Origin of the sequence: Streptomyces sp. CG4 (assembly GCF_041080655.1) — a bacterium.
Classification (GTDB): domain Bacteria; phylum Actinomycetota; class Actinomycetes; order Streptomycetales; family Streptomycetaceae; genus Streptomyces.
Window position 1 is genome coordinate 4,335,991 of the sequence record NZ_CP163525.1, and the last position, 15,168, is coordinate 4,351,158.

Below are 15,168 nucleotides of genomic sequence, written 5' to 3' on the forward strand. Positions count from 1 at the left end.
TGGCATTGGCTACTGCTGGCGGTAGTCGTACGGGTACTGCTGCTGCGCGTCCTGCTGCCCGTACCCGTACTGCTGCTGCGGATGCTGCTGCTCGTACTGCTGCTGCGGGTAGTGCTGCTGGTACTGCTGCTGGTCGTAGTACTGCTGGTTCCAGTCCTGCTGCTGGGGCTGCTGGTACGGCTGCTGCTCGTACTCGTTGCCGTAGTGCTGCTCCGGCTCGATGCGGCGCAGCTGGGTCGTCGCGGCGTCCATGGCCGGCGGGGCCGGGCGGGACGCCTCCGGCATCTGCTGCGGGGCCCTCTTCGCCGCCTTCTTCTCCTTGCCGCGGGCGCGCAGGAACTCGATGGCGATCGGGACCACGGAGACGAGGACGATCAGGATCAGGATCGCCTCGATGTTGTTCTTGACGAAGCCGATGTTGCCGAGCCAGGAGCCGAGCAGGGTGACGCCCGCGCCCCACAGGGCGCCGCCGATGACGTTGAAGATCAGGAACGAGCGGTACTTCATGCCGCTGACGCCCGCGATGATCGGCGTGAACGTGCGCACCACCGGCACGAAGCGGGCCAGGACCAGGGACTTCGGGCCGTACTTCTCGAAGAACTCGTGGGCCTTGGTGACGTTCTCCTGCTTGAACAGGCGGGAGTCCGGGCGGTTGAACAGGGACGGGCCGACCTTCTTGCCGAACATGTAGCCCGCCTGGTCGCCGAGGATCGCGGCGAGACAGATCAGGGCGATCGCACCCCACAGCGGGAAGTTCAGCTGGTGCGAGGTGATCAGCAGGCCGCAGGTGAAGAGCAGCGAGTCACCGGGCAGAAAGAACCCGATGAGCAGGCCGGACTCGGCGAAGACGACGAGCAGCAGGCCCCAGATGCCGAAGTTGTCCAGCAGAGTGTTGGGATCGAGCCAGCTCGGGCCGAGGGCAAGTGTCATCACGGGTCCGGGCTCCTGAGGGGGTGAAGGCGGCTACGGCGTCCATGTGAAGGCCGCACAAAACTATCAACGTGATGTGACCGCCCCAGGTTCCACCGGTGTCTCCAGGATGCACTGTGGGATGACTGAGAGAAAGCTGTGATGCATGGGACTCGAGGACTACGGCGGCGGCCAGGGGCCGCAGCCTGACGTACTGGTCGTGACCACGAACGACGTGCCCGGACACCGGGTGCAGGAGGTGATCGGTGAGGTCTTCGGACTCACCGTGCGCTCCCGGCACCTCGGCAGCCAGATCGGCGCCGGGCTGAAGTCGATGATCGGCGGCGAGCTCAAGGGGCTCACCAAGACGCTCGTGCAGACCCGCAACCAGGCCATGGAGCGCCTGGTGGAGCAGGCACGCGCGCGTGGTGCCAACGGCGTGCTGGCGTTCCGGTTCGACGTGACCGAGGCCGCCGACGTGGGCACGGAGGTGTGCGCCTACGGCACGGCGGTGGTCCTGGCCCGGGAGTGAGCCCCGGGCCAGGACGTCAGGACGCGGTGTGCCGGTCGGCGTTGGCGAGGATCGCGTCGTGCAGGTGCTCGGCGAGCCCGGGGCGCATGGCGTCGTAGTACGCCTTGAAGCGCTCGTCGGAGACGTACATCTCCGCGAAGCACCGGTGCATCTCGTACGGCACCTCGAAGTAGTACCTGCTGACGTGCTGCCGGTGCTCCTCGGCCAGGTCCATGGCCGCCTCGCCGGCCGGCTGCTCTCCGGCGGCGACCAGGGCGGCGTACCGCTCGCCCCAGTCGTCGACCTCGGCCTGGATGCGCTTCCAGTCCTCCTTGGTGTAGGTGGCGGCGCGGCGCTGCGACTCGGCGTACGCCTCGGTGTCGCCCCAGCGCTGCTCGGCCTCCTCGCGGTACTGCTCGGGGTCCTTGTCCCCGAAGACCTCGAACCGCTCCTCCGGCGTGAGGTTGATGCCCATCTTGCGTGCCTCCATGGCGTGCTCCACGGCCGCGGCCATCTTCTGCAGCTTCTCGATCCGGGCGGTCAGCAGTTCGTGCTGGCGGCGCAGGTGTGCGCGCGGGTCCACGTCCGGGTCGTCGAGCAGGGCCGCGACCTCGTCGAGCGGGAAGCCGAGCTCCCGGTAGAACAGGATCTGCTGGAGCCGGTCGAGATCGGCGTCGTTGTAGCGCCGGTGGCCGGCGTACGTGCGCTCGCTGGGCACGAGCAGGCCGATCTCGTCGTAGTGGTGCAGGGTGCGCACCGTGATCCCGGCGAACCCCGCGACCTGTCCCACGGAGTAGCTCATTCTTCCGCTCCTTGTCGTCGGTACGCCCTCCACGCTGCGGCCTCACGTCACGTGAGGTGCAAGCCGGTTTCTGCTCGCGATGTTCGAGATGTTCGAGATGTTCGAGCATGTTTGGGATGTTATGGGCATTTTGTCCGCTTATGGTGAGCCCGTGGCCCAGGAAACCGACGCGGCACAGACACCCCCGCCCGCCCCTACGGCACCGGCGCGGGCCCTGCCGCCGTTCATCCTGCCCGCCGCGGTCGTCGGCGTGGTCGCCGGCCTGGTCTTCGTCGGGGTGGGCCGCTCCTCGGTGCTGTGGATGTTCGTGATGCTGCTCGCCACGGGGCTCGCGATCGGCCTGGTGGTGTGGAAGGCACCCGGGCACGCCGGGCCGGGCGCCCTGTGGCCGGTGCCGGCCGAGGCGGCGACGGTCGGCGCGCTGTTCGGCACGCCGGTGGCGGCGGCGCTGGTGATCTCCGAGGCGCCGGCCGGGCGGGCGATGCGCGGGCAGCTGTGGGACAACGTGTTCGCGCCGCTGATCGCCGGCGTGTGCGGGGCCATGACGACCACCCTCGTGGCCCACCCCACCTTCGACCCGGGGTTGCCGCCCATGAGCCACCACCCGCGCGCGGAGGATCTCCTGGCGGCCCTGGTGATCGCCTCGGCGGCCGTGCTGCTCGGCATGGGCGCCGTGTACGCCTTCCTGCACGTCCACGCGGCCTTCCGGCGGCTGCGGCACCCGATGCTGATGCTGCCGGCCGACGGGGTCGCGCTCGGCGCTCTGGGCCCTGGGCGGCCGTCTGACGCTGTTCAAGTCTTCCCGGCGGTCGTCATCGGCACCGCCCTCGGTCTGTGCGCCCATGCGCTCGTTCCCGCCGTACATCCGGCGGTCGGCGTGGCGACAGGCGTCCTGGGCATGCTCCTGGCCATCACCCGGCAGGCCCGGGTGAGCCTGTTCACGGCCGCCGTGCTGGTCGCCTCGCCGAGCGTCCTCGCCCTGCTGTGCATCGTGTCGCTGCCGGCCTGGCTGCCGGTGACGGGGCGGGCGCAGATGCAGTTGCGCGAGGACGGCACCCCGGTCCGCTGAAACACCTTCCCTGGAGGCACGTTCATGGCCCTGCACAAAGGTCCCGAGAAACACGAAGAGCGGACGATGTCGGTCAACCCGTTCTTCGGGGAGGCCAATCCGGTCGGCGGCATGACCGAGGCCCCGCCCACGCACCGGCTCCCGGACGCGCCGCTGCCCCCGTCGACGGCGTACCAGCTGGTGCACGACGAGCTGATGCTGGACGGCAACTCCCGGCTGAATCTGGCCACGTTCGTCACCACCTGGATGGAGCCGCAGGCCGGGGTGCTGATGACGGAGTGCCGGGACAAGAACATGATCGACAAGGACGAGTACCCGCGCACGGCCGAGCTGGAGCGGCGCTGTGTGGCGATGCTCGCCGACCTGTGGAACGCGCCGGACCCGTCGGCGGTGGTGGGCTGTTCGACGACCGGGTCGAGCGAGGCGTGCATGCTCGCCGGGATGGCGCTCAAGCGACGGTGGGCCAGGCGCAACGCCGACCGGTACCCGGGCGCCCGCCCCAACCTGGTGATGGGCATCAACGTCCAGGTGTGCTGGGAGAAGTTCTGCAACTTCTGGGAGGTGGAGGCCCGGCAGGTGCCCATGGAGGGCGACCGTTTCCATCTGGACCCGCAGGCCGCGGCCGAGCTGTGCGACGAGAACACCATCGGGGTCGTCGGCATCCTCGGTTCGACGTTCGACGGCTCCTACGAGCCGATCGCCGACCTGTGCCTGGCCCTGGACGGCCTCCAGGAGCTCACGGGGCTCGACATCCCGGTGCACGTGGACGGCGCGTCCGGCGGCATGGTGGCGCCCTTCCTCGACCCGGACCTGATGTGGGACTTCCGACTGCCGCGCGTGGCCTCGATCAACACCTCGGGCCACAAGTACGGCCTGGTCTACCCGGGCGTCGGCTGGGCGCTGTGGCGGGACCGGGAGGCGCTGCCCGAGGAGCTGGTCTTCCGGGTCAACTACCTGGGCGGTGACATGCCGACCTTCGCGCTCAACTTCTCCCGGCCCGGCGCCCAGGTGGTCGCGCAGTACTACACGTTCCTGCGGCTGGGCCGCGACGGCTACCGCGCGGTGCAGCAGTCCACGCGGGACGTGGCGACCGGGCTCGCCGAACGGATCGCGGCGCTCGGCGACTTCCGGTTGCTGACCCGGGGCGACGAACTGCCGGTCTTCGCCTTCACCACCACTGCGGACGTGACCGCCTACGACGTCTTCGACGTCTCCCGGCGGCTGCGCGAGGGGGGTTGGCTGGTGCCCGCGTACACCTTCCCCGCGAACCGCGAGGACCTGTCCGTGCTGCGGGTGGTGTGCCGCAACGGCTTCTCCCGCGACCTGGCCGACCTGTTCCTGGCCGACCTGACCCGCCTGCTGCCCGAGCTGCGCCGGCAGCCGCATCCGCTGACCCGGGACAAGGACGCGGCCACCAGCTTCCATCACTAGTGCCCCAACAGGCACTGGACGCCGGGTTCCCTCACTGGCGGCCGAGGCGGGCGAACTTCCCTACGGCCAGCGGGAAGAACACGGCCAGCAGGCCGAGCGGCCAGACCACGGCCGCCCCCAGGTGCCCCGCCTCCGCGCCCTGGCCGCCGAGCAGCTCCCGTACGGCCGTCGCGGTCCGGGAGAGCGGGTTCCACTGGACGGCCGTGCCCAGCCAGCCGGGCATGGCGTCCGGTGCGGCGAGGGCGTTGGAGAGGAAGCCGACGGGCCAGATGAGGATCTGGACCGCCTGGACCATCTCGGGCCGGCCGGCGACCAGGGCGAGATGGATGCCGATCCAGAGCATGGCGAAACGGAACAGCAGGAGCAGGCCGACGGCGGCGAGGAGAGCGCCGGGGCCGCCGTACGGCCGCCAGCCCAGGCGGTACGCCACGGCCGTGAGCAGCGCCAGCGCCACCGCCGACTGCAGCATGTCGGCCGCCGAACGGCCCACCAGGACGGCCCCGTTGGCCATGGGCAGGGAGCGGAAGCGGTCGATCACGCCCCTGGTGAGGTCCTGGGTGACGTTGAGCATCGTGCCCTCCAGGCCGAAGGCCATGGTGAGCGCGAGCATGCCGGGCACCAGGTAGTCGACGTAGGCGCCGGTGACGCCCCGGCCGCCGCCGATCAGATACCCGAACATCAGCAGCAGCATCACCGGGAAGACCAGGGCGACCAGCACCTGCCCGGGCTGCCGCGCCCAGTGGGCGAGTTCGCGCCGGGTCATGGTCCAGGAGTCGGTCAGGACATGTGCGCTCACGCGGCCCTACCTTCTTTCGCATGGCCCGATCGCTCGCGGTCGGTGTCGTTCGTGAGGTGCAGGAAGACCTCGTCCAGGGTGGGCCGGCGCAGGGCGATGTCCTCGGCCTCGATGCCGGCGTCCGCCAGGGCGCGTACGACCCCGGAGAGCGCGCTCATGCGGTCGGTGACCGGGGCGCTGAGCAGCCGGCGGTCGGCGTCCGCCGAGACCCCGGAGAGGGGCAGCAGGGCGACGGCGGCGCCGAGTTGGCCCGCCTCGCGCAGGACGATGTCGACGCGGTCGCCGCCGGTGAGGGTCTTCAGCTCGTCGGGCGTGCCGTCGGCGACGACCCGGCCGTGGTCCACGAAGGCGATGCGGTCGGCGAGCTGATCGGCCTCCTCCAGGTACTGCGTGGTGAGCAGGACCGTCGTACCGCCGCCGGCCAGGGAGCGGACCGAGGACCAGACCTCGGCGCGGCCGCGCGGGTCGAGGCCGGTGGTCGGCTCGTCCAGGAACAGCACCTCGGGGTCGGTGATCAGGGAGGCGGCGAGGTCGAGGCGGCGGCGCATACCGCCGCTGTAGCGGGCCACCGGGGTACGACCGGTGGCGGTGAGATCGAAGCGCTCCAGGAGTCCGGCGGCACGCACGCGCGCGTGGCGGGCGCCGAGGTGGTGCAGCCGGGCGAACATCTCCAGGTTCTGCCGGCCGTCCAGCTGCTCGTCCAGGGCGGCGTACTGGCCCAGCAGGCCGATGCGGCGGCGTACCGCGCGGGCCTCGGTCAGCACGTCGTGGCCGGCGACCTCGACGCGGCCGCCGTCGGGCCTGAGCAGGGTGGACAGAATCCGGACCAGGGTGGTCTTGCCCGCACCGTTCGGGCCGAGCACGGCGTGCACCGTGCCGGGGGTCACTTGCAGGTCGAGGCCGTCGAGGGCCTGCCGGGTGCCGTAGGTCTTGCGGGCGCCTTCGACGATGATCGCCGGGTCGGCCACTACTCCCATTCCTGTTACCTCCTCCACTATTCAAACTTGACTACTGCTCGAAAGTAACGCGGGGCGAGGCATTGGTCAAACTTGATTAGCCAGCCTGCCGGCTTGCTAGCGGTCGTCCCCCGGGTGCCGCTCCCCCGTCGCGTACGGATTCTCCTCGCCCTCGGCGAGGATCCCGACGAACGGTTCGCCCTCGCCGGCGAAGGTGTAGGCGCCGTTCTCGATGCGTTCGACGAGGCCGTGGGTCCACGCGGCCTCGGAGTCGGCCGTGTGGACCCACATGTTCATGATCTCGCCGATGTGGCCGAGCTGCGCCGGCCCTCCCTCGGGCACGTAGTCCTCGGTGACCGAGGAGCGCCACGCCTCGATCCGGCGCGTGCGCTCCTTCAGCAGCGCCACCGCCTCGGCCCTCGGCAGATCGACCATGAAGCCGATGGCGGCCGCCTTCATGTCGCCGCGCTGGTCGTAGGTGACCAGCGCGTCGCGCAGCAGGGTGAAGTACTCCTCGGTGCCCTGGTCGGTCAGCTCGTACTCGGTGCGCGGCGGGCCGCCGGCCGTGGACGGCGCGATCTCGTGCGCGTGCAGCAGCCCTTGCTTGGCCATCTGCTTCAGGGCGTGGTAGATCGAGCCCGGCTTGGCGTTGGACCACTCGTGCGCGCCCCAGTACTCCAGGTCGCCCCGCACCTGGTAACCGTGGGCCCGCCCGTGCTGGCGGACCGCGCCCAGCACGAGAAGACGGATCGCTGACATGCGGTCCAGGTTATTGCCGTACGGCCGCCCGCCCCGCGATCACCCCCAGGAAGTGCCCTGCTCCTGGGCCACCAGCTCGAAGGCGGTCTTCCCGTCCAGGGACTCGCGGATGATGTCGGCGTGGCCGGCGTGCCGGGCCGTCTCGCGGATCAGGTGCAGACACACCCAGCGCAGCGAGACCCGGCCCTCCGGCGGGAACCAGGGGTCCGGCGGCAGCGGGAACGTGTCGTCCAGGCTCGGCGCGGAACGGATGAACTTCTCCGTCTCGGCGGCCACCTGCTCCCAGCACGCCAGCTGCGAGGCGACCGTCTCCTCGCCGACCAGCTGGAACGTCTCGTGCCAGTTCGACTGGTCGCGCCGGATGGCCGGCGGCTCCTGCTTCGCCCGCGCGATCCAGCTCTGCTCGACCTCGGCGACATGCTTGAGCAGTCCGCCGAGCGACAGCTCGCTCGCGCTGGGGCGGGTGCGGGCCTGTTCCTCGGTCAGTCCGAGCAGGGCCCGGCGGATGCCGCCGCGCTGCTCCTCGATGAACGCGAGCAGCGCCCCGCGCTCGTCGCCCCGCTCCTCCGCCGTGACGTGCGTGACCATGGCCGACCGCCTCTCCTCACCCATGCCGGGGCCTTCTGCCCCCTGACACCGACGACGCTACGGGCCATTGAGGTCAGATACTGTCCGCAATGGCCCGGGATGCCGAGAACCGCTCCGGGAAAAGCGCGGCTAGAACGGGAAGCCGCTGCGCCCGTGCTGCACCGAGATCCACTTGATGGTCGTGAAGGCCTCCAGCGTCGTCTCGCCGTTCAGGCGGCCGAGGCCGGAGTGCTTCTCACCGCCGAACGGCACGATCGGCTCGTCGTGGACCGTGCCGTCGTTCACATGGAACATGCCGGTGTCGACCTGCTTGGCGAAGGCGACGCCCCGTTCGATGTCGCCGGTGTGGACGGCGCCGCTGAGGCCGTACGGGGTGTCGTTGACGATGCGCAGCGCCTCCTCCTCGCCGTCGAACGGGATGAGGAAGACCACCGGCCCGAAGACCTCCTGCTGGAGCAGCGCGGAGTCGGCGGGGACGTCGGTGAGCACGCTGGGCTCGACCAGGTTGCCGGAGGTGGCGCCTCGCACGAGGGCGGTGGCGCCCTCGGCGAGCGCCTGCTCGACGACACCGGAAACGGCGCCCGCCTGCTGGGAGTTGATCACCGGGCCGATGACGGTCTGCGGGTCGCGCGGGTCACCGACCTTCAGGGTGCGGACCTTGGCGGCGAACTTCTCGGTGAACTCCTCGGCGACGGAGGAGTCCACGAGGACCCGGTTGGCGGCCATGCAGACCTGGCCCTGGTGGACGAACCGGCTGAAGACCGCCGCGTCCACCGCGTAGTCGATGTCGGCGTCGTCCAGGACCACCAGCGCGCTGTTGCCGCCGAGTTCGAGCACCGAGCGCTTGAAGTGCGCGGCGCAGACGGTGGCCACGTGCCGGCCGACCTTGTCGGAGCCGGTGAAGGAGATGACCTTCGGGACGGGGTGCTCGATGAACGCGTCGCCGATCTCGGCGATGTCGGTGACGACGACGTTGAGCAGGCCGCCGGGCAGCCCGGCCTCCTCGAAGATCCGGGCGATCAGGGTGCCGCCGGCGATCGGGGTGTTCTGGTGCGGCTTGAGGACCACGCCGTTGCCGAGCGCGAGCGCGGGGGCGACCGACTTCAGCGACAGCAGGAAGGGGAAGTTGAAGGGGCTGATCACGCCCACGACGCCGACCGGGACGCGGTAGACGCGGTTCTCCTTGCCGTCGGCCGGGGAGGGCAGGATCCTGCCCTCGGGGCGCAGCGCCAGGTGGATCGACTCGCGCAGGAACTCCTTGGCGAGGTGCAGCTCGAAACCGGCCTTCACGCGCGTGCCGCCCAGTTCCGCGATGATCAGGTCGGCTATCTCCTGCTCGCGGTCCTCTATGAGCCTGAGAGCCCGCTCCAGGACCGCGCGGCGGGCGTAGGGGTTGGTCGCGGCCCACTGCTTCTGGGCGCGGGCGGCGGCCCGGTAGGCCTGGTCCACCTCGTCGACCGTGGCGACCGTGATCGAGGCCAGCTTCTCGTCGTCGTACGGGTTGAAGTCGATGACGTCCCAGGAGCCGCTGCCCCGACGCCACTCGCCGTCGATGTACTGCTGGGCCAGGTCGGTGAAGTAGGACGACATGTGATCCCTCAATCGCTAGCGGACACCAGATCTACGCCATGCCTGATCACACGTCATCGTACTTGTGTTTAAACCGAGTTGAAGGAGTCCGCTCAAGACAGAGTCGAGACGGAAGGAGGCGGGAGGGGATCGCCCACGACGGCCGGGAGACCGTCAGGACAGCTGGAGCAGTCCGCGGAGCAGGTCCCGGCTCTCGTCGGGGCCCGGGCTGTCCTGCTGCAGCTCCTTCAGCGCCTGCTCGTACTGGGCGACGTCCTCGCGCTTGTCCAGGTAGAGGGCGCTGGTCAGCTGCTCCATGTAGACGACGTCGGACAGGTCGGCGTCGGGAAAGCTGAGGATGGTGAAGGCGCCGCTCTCACCGGAGTGCCCGCCGAAGCCGAACGGCATGATCTGCAGCCGGACGTTGGGCCGCTGGGAGACGTCGATGAGGTGCTGGAGCTGGCCGCGCATCACCGCCCGGTCGCCGTAGGGGCGGCGCAGGGCGGCCTCGTCGAGAATGAAGTGGAACTCCGGGGCGCTGCGCGCGAACAGGTGCCGCTGCCGCTCCAGGCGCAGCGCGACCCGGCGCTCGACATCGGCCGGGCTCGCGCCCTTCATGCCGCGCCGGACCACCGCGCGGGCGTACTCCTCGGTCTGGAGCAGGCCGTGGACGAACTGCACCTCGTAGACCCGCATGAGGGACGCGGCGCCCTCCAGGCCCACATAGGTGGGGAACCAGCTGGGCAGGACGTCGGTGTAGCTGTGCCACCAGCCGGCCACGTTGGCCTCCCGGGCGAGGGAGAGCAGCGACTCGCGCTCCGCCTCGTCCGTGATGCCGTACAGCGTCAGCAGGTCTTCGACATCCCTGGTCTTGAAGCTCACCCGGCCCAGCTCCATCCGGCTGATCTTCGACTCGGAGGCGCGGATCGAGTACCCCGCCGCCTCACGCGTGATCCCCCGCGCTTCACGCAGTCGCCTGAGTTGCGAACCGAGCAGCATCCGCCGCACCACCGATCCGGGCTCTCCCGCGCTCACGTTCGTCAGCCTCCCCAACCGTCCTCAGGGCCCGCAGTCTGCCACTAAAACACTTCGAGCAGTACTCGCCCGGTTACGGAAACGGAAAGAGGCGGGCCGTTTCTGCCTGCGTGCGGTCGGGAAGAGGTCAGGACCTCTGGCGGTAACGCCGAGAAGATGGCGGAAAAAATGGCCAAGAAGCGGTACGGGCAGGGCTAATTCGGTCGCGTGCACGTGCATCTGCCCTTGCATCTGCTTCGCGCATCCGAAACCATGGTGCCGCGCCACCGCTGCATCGCAACGACCGCGTCTTCCCGGGAGTGCCTCGCATGGGGACGAATGGATCGACCATGCTCAAGCCGTTACGGCAGGGCCTTCCGCCGCTGGACCCTGCGGCCGTGTCCGATGCCGCCTCCTGCGCCCTGCCCGCCCGTTACGAGGCGGTGCGCGAGGCCCGGCGCTTCACCCGCGACACCCTCGGCCAGTGGGACGTCGGCGAGCACTTCGACGACATATGCCTGGTCGTCTCCGAACTCGTCACCAACGCCCTGCGCCACGCGGTGCCGGCCACCGACGCGGGATGCGCCGAACACGCCGCGTCCGTACGCCTGCACCTGATGCGCTGGACCGAACGACTGGTGTGCGCGGTGCGCGACCCGAGCCACGAGACACCGGTACCGCGCGACTCGGACGACTTCTCCGCCGAGTCCGGGCGCGGGCTGTTCCTGGTCGACTCGTTCGCCGACAGCTGGGGCTGGCATCCCCTCGCGGGCACCCTCGACGGCAAGGTGGTCTGGGCGCTGTTCCGGCTCCGGCCGACCGGCTGACACGGCGCAGCACCGACGAGCGCCCGGTTTCTACGCGCGTCGCAACGCCCGTTCCCCCGCGTCCGACATCGTTGCCACCGGGGGGCGTGGCCCGCCCCCCCCCACCCGGGCGTCAGCTCGTCGTCAAGTGGTCGAACTCTCCGTCCTTGACGCCGAGCAGCATGGCCTCGATCTCCGCGCGCGTGTAGACGAGCGCCGGGCCGTCCGGGAAACGCGAGTTGCGTACGGCGACCTCGCCGCCCGGCAGCCGCGCGAACTCCACGCAGGAACCCTGCGAGTTGCTGTGCCTGCTCTTCTGCCAGGCCACTCCGACCAGCTGCGCGGCAGCCATGCCGTTGTACACGTCGTACCCCCCGTACACGCCGTCAACGTCGCGGTCCACAGGTCGCTCCCCGGTGGTGCACTGGCTGATGTGGCCATAGATGCTGTGGTCAACTGACCCGGATCATAACCCCGTTCACCTGCAGATGCATGAGCAAATGCACGTGCACGGGGGGTGTTCCCTCGGTTACAGGCTTGACGTCCGCTTTACCGAAGTGGCCTCTGCGACCTGTGCCGACGGCTCTCCCTCGAAGCCGAAGGACCGTTACCGAAGCTGTTCCAGCGTTTGCCCCAGTGCCGGCAGGACATGCCCCCGCCACCCCCCGTCCATGATCTTCCGCGCCATCAGCTGAGCCGGGTCGTCCGGATCGAACCCCTCGTGCACTAGAAAGAGACGCGTACCGCGCCCCTCATGTTCCAGGGTCCAGGTGATGGTCCAGTCCGCGGGGTTGGCCGGATCGGCGTCGGCCCAGCGGACGGACAGCATCCGCTCGATGTCGTAGGCCAGGACGCGCACCTCGACGACTCCGGAGAAGCGGGAGTTGGGACGCGGGACGGAGGTCATCCGGTATCGGTGCCCGACCTCCAGCCGGAAGTCCTCGGCACCGGGCATCTGCCACTGCACGAGCAGTTCCGGTTCGGTCAGGGCGCGCCAGACCTTGGCCGGCGGGTGCGGGAAGAACTGGTCGACACGGATGGTCGTCAGGTCGTCATCGGGTTCGGTGCTCATCGCTCGTCATCGTCGGGCAGCCGGTCGAGGAGAGTGCCGAGGCTCTTCAGCCGGTCGCGCCAGAACCGCTCGTACGGGTGGAGCCAGTCCTGCACGTCGGCGAGCGGGGCCGCCTCCAGGCGGTAGATGCGCTGCCGTCCGGAGCGCTGCTCGGAGACGAGGCCGGCCTCCCGCAGCACCTTGAGGTGCTCCGAGAGGCTCGGGCGGCGCATGTCGAAGTGGTCGGCCAGGGCCTGGACGGGCTGCGGTCCGCGCTCGCGCAGCAGCCGCAGCACCTCGCGGCGGCTGGCGTTGGCGAGCGCGGCGAAGACGCGGTCCTCGGCGGCGGCCTCCCTGGCCCCGGCTGCGGTCATCGCGGACCTTCCTCCTGATGAGGCTGGTGGCGAGCCTCCGTGAGCAGCATCAGACCGTTGCCGTCCGGGTCCCGGAAGGACGCCATCCGGCCCCACGGGTACGCGTCCGGGCCCTGCACCTCGGTACCCGCCCCGGCGAGCCGCGCACAGTCGGCGTCGACGTCGGTCGTGACCAACATGATCCCCCGTGCCGTACCGGGCTCGAAATCGCCCATGCCCGGCCCGGAGAGCGTGAAGACGGTCTGCGCGCCCCTCGGCGCGACCTGGAGCCACCGGCCCTGCGGCATCCGCAGATCGGCGGCCACCTCGAAGCCGAGCACGTCCCGGTAGAAGCGCAGGGCACGGTCCTGGTCGGTGACGGGGAGGGTGACGAAGGAGGCGTGAGTGATGTTCATGGATACGACAATAGGTAGGCGTTTCCCTACGAGTCAAGCGTAGGGAAACACCTACCTATGAGGGGTGATCAGCGGCTGGAGTACGGCAGCAGTGCCATCTCCCGCGCGTTCTTGATGGCCCCGGCCAGCAACCGCTGCTGCTGCGCGGTGACCCGGGTGACCCGGCGGCTGCGGATCTTGCCGCGGTCGGAGATGAACTTCCGCAGCAGGTCGGTGTCCTTGTAGTCGACGTAGGTGATCCCGGCCTGGTCCAGGGGGTTGGGCCGGTTGCGGGCGGGCTTGCGCTCGGTCTTGCGGGCCATCAGATCTCCAGCAGGGTGTCGAAGGCGGGCGGCAGCCGTTTCCAGGCGTCGCGCCCGGCGGCGTACTCGGCGTCGGTGAGCAGGCAGGACTCCAGAACGTGCGCGAGTCCGTCGCGGTCGAGGCCGGGCGAGGTGAACACGAGGTGGTTGCAGCAGTCACCGTGCTCGGGGTGCCAGTCCAGCGCGGCCGCGGCCCGGCGCACCGGCGGCACCAGCTCCCAGGCCGCGTCGGGCAGCGCGGCCATCCAGGGCCCGGCGCTCTCGACGCACAGCGCCCCGCCGGCCGCGTCCCAGTGCAGCAGCGTGTCCGGCTTGTCGGCGAGCCAGAACCGGCCCCGGCTGCGGGCCGCGGCGCAGGTCAGATCCTCCAGCGCCGCGTACAGCCGCTCCGGATGGAAGGGCCGGCGACGGTGCCAGACCAGGGTCGACACGCCGTGATTGTCGGCCTCGGCGGGCAGCAGGGCACAGGCCGGGTGCTGGGCCGCCGCGGCGGCCTCCACGTCGAAACCGGCGAGGGCCGCCAGGGCCAGCGGGCCGGGCGTGGGGGAGGGTGATTCCGGCGCGGGCGATTGTGGTGCGGGGGATTCGGGCGCGGGTTCCGGTGCACGTGCAGCTGCGGGTTCCGGTGCAGGTGCGGATGCCGCTGTGGGCTCGGGGCCCGGTGCGGCGGGGTGGTCCACTGTGGGTGCGGGGTCCGGTGTGGGTGCGGGGTCCGGTGTGGGTGCGGGGTCCGGTGTGGGTGCGGGGTCTGCTGTGGGCACGGTCGTCGCGGCTGCGGCGCCCGTCGATGTGGTGCCCGCCAGGCCTCCGTGGCCGATCGGGACCTGGCGGGCTGTCGGGTGGAGCTGCGCGAGCAGCTCGCGGTCCTCGTCGTCCGCCTCCGGGGAGTCGGCGACGGCGAGGACGGGGGCGTACTCCAGCTGTCGGGCGAAGGTGTCGGCGATCGTGCGCTGGTCGGTGGGCGCCGCCGCGAGACCGGCCTCGGCGAGGTCGTCGCCGTTACCCAGGTACGGCAGCACCAGCGCCGGATCCACCGCCGTGATCACGGCCGTGACGGTCAGCCCGCCGGAGGCGACCACCTCGGCCATCGCCTTGGGCTCGACCGAGTCCCACAGCTCGACGATCGCGAGCCGGGTCGTGCCGTCGTCGGCCAGCCTACGCAGCTCGGGCACCAGGTCCTCGCGCAGCGCGCAGCACGCACAGTCGTTGACCAGGGGCGTCTCACCCGCGGACAGGATGCCGCCACGGTCGCGGACCGTGCGGACGACCGTGCCGGCGGTGGCCGTCGCCAGGTCGTGGTGGAGTACGACGCTGCCGGGTACGTCGGCGAGCAACCGGTCGACCGCCGCCTTGCGGGCCTCGGCGTGCAGCCCGCCCACGACGGCCACGGCGAGGCTCATGCCCCGCCCCGCTTGCCGTACCGGCGCTCGAAGCGCTCCACGCGCCCGGCGGTGTCCAGCACGCGCGCGGTGCCGGTGTAGAAGGGGTGGCTGACGTTCGAGATCTCGACGTCGACCACCGGGTAGGTGTTGCCGTCCGCCCACTCGACGGTCTTGCCGGTCGGCACGGCCGCAAGCGTCGAGCGGGTGAGGAAGGCGTGGTTCGCGGCACGGTCACGGAACACGACGGGGCCGTACTCCGGGTGGATTCCCTTGCGCATGGCGGTGGTTCAGCGCTCCTCTCGGAAGTCGACGTGCCGGCCGACGACCGGGTCGTACTTGCGCAGCGTCATGCGGTCCGGGTCGTTTCGGCGGTTCTTGCGGGTCACGTAGGTGTAGCCGGTCCCGGCGGTGGACCGGAGCTTGATGACCGGGCGTAGTTCGTTGCGTGCCATGC

20 protein-coding genes are annotated in these 15,168 nt (G+C 70.4%); 4 read left to right on the forward strand and 16 right to left on the reverse strand.

Annotation, left to right across the window (positions count from 1 at the left end):
- Positions 1–9 precede the first annotated feature (9 nt).
- Positions 10–933: a DedA family protein gene (locus AB5L52_RS19735; protein ID WP_369365308.1), complete on the reverse strand. Its 924-nt coding sequence runs from the start codon at positions 931–933 to the stop codon at positions 10–12.
- A 142-nt stretch (positions 934–1,075) separates the two neighbouring features.
- Here AB5L52_RS19735 and AB5L52_RS19740 point away from each other — a divergent pair, with 142 nt between their 5' ends.
- Positions 1,076–1,441, forward strand: coding sequence for a YbjQ family protein (locus AB5L52_RS19740; RefSeq protein ID WP_369365309.1), 366 nt, complete (start codon positions 1,076–1,078; stop codon positions 1,439–1,441).
- A 16-nt stretch (positions 1,442–1,457) separates the two neighbouring features.
- On the opposite strand, the gene AB5L52_RS19745 is transcribed toward AB5L52_RS19740, so the two are convergent.
- A complete protein-coding gene (locus tag AB5L52_RS19745; protein ID WP_351026181.1) occupies positions 1,458–2,222 on the reverse strand; it encodes a MerR family transcriptional regulator in 765 nt (254 codons plus the stop codon).
- 151 nt (positions 2,223–2,373) lie between these two features.
- Here AB5L52_RS19745 and AB5L52_RS19750 point away from each other — a divergent pair, with 151 nt between their 5' ends.
- Together AB5L52_RS19750 and AB5L52_RS19755 are read left to right on the forward strand one after the other, a co-directional pair.
- On the forward strand, positions 2,374–3,291 hold the full coding sequence (locus AB5L52_RS19750; RefSeq protein WP_369365311.1) for a chloride channel protein: 918 nt from the start codon (positions 2,374–2,376) through the stop codon (positions 3,289–3,291).
- Positions 3,292–3,315: 24 nt separating this feature from the next.
- A complete protein-coding gene (locus tag AB5L52_RS19755; RefSeq protein ID WP_351572579.1) occupies positions 3,316–4,722 on the forward strand; it encodes a glutamate decarboxylase in 1,407 nt (468 codons plus the stop codon).
- A gap of 31 nt (positions 4,723–4,753) precedes the next feature.
- Here the strand turns inward: AB5L52_RS19755 and AB5L52_RS19760 are convergent, their stop codons facing one another.
- The 6 genes from AB5L52_RS19760 to AB5L52_RS19785 form a co-directional block, all read right to left on the reverse strand.
- Positions 4,754–5,518: an ABC transporter permease gene (locus AB5L52_RS19760; protein ID WP_369365313.1), complete on the reverse strand. Its 765-nt coding sequence runs from the start codon at positions 5,516–5,518 to the stop codon at positions 4,754–4,756.
- Entirely contained in the window at positions 5,515–6,486 is a 972-nt protein-coding gene (locus tag AB5L52_RS19765) for an ATP-binding cassette domain-containing protein (protein ID WP_369368937.1), read from the reverse strand. Before AB5L52_RS19765 ends, AB5L52_RS19760 begins: the two co-directional genes overlap by 4 nt.
- Positions 6,487–6,591: 105 nt before the next feature.
- Positions 6,592–7,233, reverse strand: coding sequence for a PadR family transcriptional regulator (locus AB5L52_RS19770; RefSeq protein ID WP_351572573.1), 642 nt, complete (start codon positions 7,231–7,233; stop codon positions 6,592–6,594).
- Positions 7,234–7,272: 39 nt separating this feature from the next.
- On the reverse strand, positions 7,273–7,821 hold the full coding sequence (locus tag AB5L52_RS19775) for a DinB family protein (RefSeq protein ID WP_369365316.1): 549 nt from the start codon (positions 7,819–7,821) through the stop codon (positions 7,273–7,275).
- Positions 7,822–7,950: 129 nt separating this feature from the next.
- Positions 7,951–9,411, reverse strand: coding sequence for an aldehyde dehydrogenase family protein (locus AB5L52_RS19780; RefSeq protein WP_369365318.1), 1,461 nt, complete (start codon positions 9,409–9,411; stop codon positions 7,951–7,953).
- Between the two features lie 153 nt (positions 9,412–9,564).
- On the reverse strand, positions 9,565–10,389 hold the full coding sequence (locus AB5L52_RS19785; protein ID WP_351026222.1) for a helix-turn-helix transcriptional regulator: 825 nt from the start codon (positions 10,387–10,389) through the stop codon (positions 9,565–9,567).
- Between the two features lie 344 nt (positions 10,390–10,733).
- Here AB5L52_RS19785 and AB5L52_RS19790 point away from each other — a divergent pair, with 344 nt between their 5' ends.
- Positions 10,734–11,231 carry an ATP-binding protein gene (locus AB5L52_RS19790; protein WP_369365319.1) on the forward strand — a complete coding sequence of 166 codons (498 nt, stop codon included), beginning with the start codon at positions 10,734–10,736 and terminating at the stop codon, positions 11,229–11,231.
- A gap of 112 nt (positions 11,232–11,343) precedes the next feature.
- Here AB5L52_RS19790 and AB5L52_RS19795 read toward each other — a convergent pair whose 3' ends face one another.
- The 8 genes from AB5L52_RS19795 to rpmG all read right to left on the reverse strand — a co-directional run bounded on the left by AB5L52_RS19795 (position 11,344) and on the right by rpmG (position 15,166).
- Positions 11,344–11,613: a DUF397 domain-containing protein gene (locus AB5L52_RS19795; protein WP_351026168.1), complete on the reverse strand. Its 270-nt coding sequence runs from the start codon at positions 11,611–11,613 to the stop codon at positions 11,344–11,346.
- 204 nt (positions 11,614–11,817) lie between these two features.
- Complete coding sequence (locus tag AB5L52_RS19800; protein ID WP_369365321.1) at positions 11,818–12,282, reverse strand: SRPBCC domain-containing protein; 465 nt, start codon at positions 12,280–12,282, stop codon at positions 11,818–11,820.
- Positions 12,279–12,635: a metalloregulator ArsR/SmtB family transcription factor gene (locus tag AB5L52_RS19805; RefSeq protein ID WP_351026164.1), complete on the reverse strand. Its 357-nt coding sequence runs from the start codon at positions 12,633–12,635 to the stop codon at positions 12,279–12,281. The genes AB5L52_RS19800 and AB5L52_RS19805 overlap by 4 nt, the downstream gene beginning before the upstream one ends.
- The gene (locus AB5L52_RS19810; RefSeq protein ID WP_369365323.1) at positions 12,632–13,030 is read right to left on the reverse strand and encodes a VOC family protein; all 399 of its coding nucleotides are present in this window, start codon (positions 13,028–13,030) and stop codon (positions 12,632–12,634) included. Before AB5L52_RS19810 ends, AB5L52_RS19805 begins: the two co-directional genes overlap by 4 nt.
- 68 nt (positions 13,031–13,098) lie before the next feature.
- Positions 13,099–13,332 carry a 30S ribosomal protein S18 gene (rpsR, locus tag AB5L52_RS19815; protein ID WP_369365325.1) on the reverse strand — a complete coding sequence of 78 codons (234 nt, stop codon included), beginning with the start codon at positions 13,330–13,332 and terminating at the stop codon, positions 13,099–13,101.
- Positions 13,332–14,732: a GTP-binding protein gene (locus AB5L52_RS19820; RefSeq protein ID WP_369365327.1), complete on the reverse strand. Its 1,401-nt coding sequence runs from the start codon at positions 14,730–14,732 to the stop codon at positions 13,332–13,334. The genes rpsR and AB5L52_RS19820 overlap by 1 nt, the downstream gene beginning before the upstream one ends.
- Positions 14,729–14,992 (reverse strand): type B 50S ribosomal protein L31, encoded by a 264-nt coding sequence (locus AB5L52_RS19825; RefSeq protein ID WP_351026157.1) that lies wholly within the window; start codon positions 14,990–14,992, stop codon positions 14,729–14,731. Before AB5L52_RS19825 ends, AB5L52_RS19820 begins: the two co-directional genes overlap by 4 nt.
- A gap of 9 nt (positions 14,993–15,001) precedes the next feature.
- A complete protein-coding gene (gene rpmG / locus AB5L52_RS19830) occupies positions 15,002–15,166 on the reverse strand; it encodes a 50S ribosomal protein L33 (protein ID WP_003999141.1) in 165 nt (54 codons plus the stop codon).
- Between the last annotated feature and the right edge of the window lie 2 nt (positions 15,167–15,168).

What these genes read in the sequence shown, in the direction of transcription:
- AB5L52_RS19740 (WP_369365309.1), top strand. Translation starts at nt 1,076, where the DNA reads ATGGGACTCGAGGACTACGGCGGCGGCCAGGGGCCGCAGCCTGACGTA.
- AB5L52_RS19745 (WP_351026181.1), bottom strand. Translation starts at nt 2,222, where the DNA reads ATGAGCTACTCCGTGGGACAGGTCGCGGGGTTCGCCGGGATCACGGTG.
- AB5L52_RS19755 (WP_351572579.1), top strand. Translation starts at nt 3,316, where the DNA reads ATGGCCCTGCACAAAGGTCCCGAGAAACACGAAGAGCGGACGATGTCG.
- AB5L52_RS19770 (WP_351572573.1), bottom strand. Translation starts at nt 7,233, where the DNA reads ATGTCAGCGATCCGTCTTCTCGTGCTGGGCGCGGTCCGCCAGCACGGG.
- AB5L52_RS19775 (WP_369365316.1), bottom strand. Translation starts at nt 7,821, where the DNA reads ATGGTCACGCACGTCACGGCGGAGGAGCGGGGCGACGAGCGCGGGGCG.
- AB5L52_RS19780 (WP_369365318.1), bottom strand. Translation starts at nt 9,411, where the DNA reads ATGTCGTCCTACTTCACCGACCTGGCCCAGCAGTACATCGACGGCGAG.
- AB5L52_RS19785 (WP_351026222.1), bottom strand. Translation starts at nt 10,389, where the DNA reads ATGCTGCTCGGTTCGCAACTCAGGCGACTGCGTGAAGCGCGGGGGATC.
- AB5L52_RS19790 (WP_369365319.1), top strand. Translation starts at nt 10,734, where the DNA reads ATGGGGACGAATGGATCGACCATGCTCAAGCCGTTACGGCAGGGCCTT.
- AB5L52_RS19800 (WP_369365321.1), bottom strand. Translation starts at nt 12,282, where the DNA reads ATGAGCACCGAACCCGATGACGACCTGACGACCATCCGTGTCGACCAG.
- AB5L52_RS19805 (WP_351026164.1), bottom strand. Translation starts at nt 12,635, where the DNA reads ATGACCGCAGCCGGGGCCAGGGAGGCCGCCGCCGAGGACCGCGTCTTC.
- AB5L52_RS19810 (WP_369365323.1), bottom strand. Translation starts at nt 13,030, where the DNA reads ATGAACATCACTCACGCCTCCTTCGTCACCCTCCCCGTCACCGACCAG.
- rpsR (WP_369365325.1), bottom strand. Translation starts at nt 13,332, where the DNA reads ATGGCCCGCAAGACCGAGCGCAAGCCCGCCCGCAACCGGCCCAACCCC.
- AB5L52_RS19820 (WP_369365327.1), bottom strand. Translation starts at nt 14,732, where the DNA reads ATGAGCCTCGCCGTGGCCGTCGTGGGCGGGCTGCACGCCGAGGCCCGC.
- AB5L52_RS19825 (WP_351026157.1), bottom strand. Translation starts at nt 14,992, where the DNA reads ATGCGCAAGGGAATCCACCCGGAGTACGGCCCCGTCGTGTTCCGTGAC.
- rpmG (WP_003999141.1), bottom strand. Translation starts at nt 15,166, where the DNA reads ATGGCACGCAACGAACTACGCCCGGTCATCAAGCTCCGGTCCACCGCC.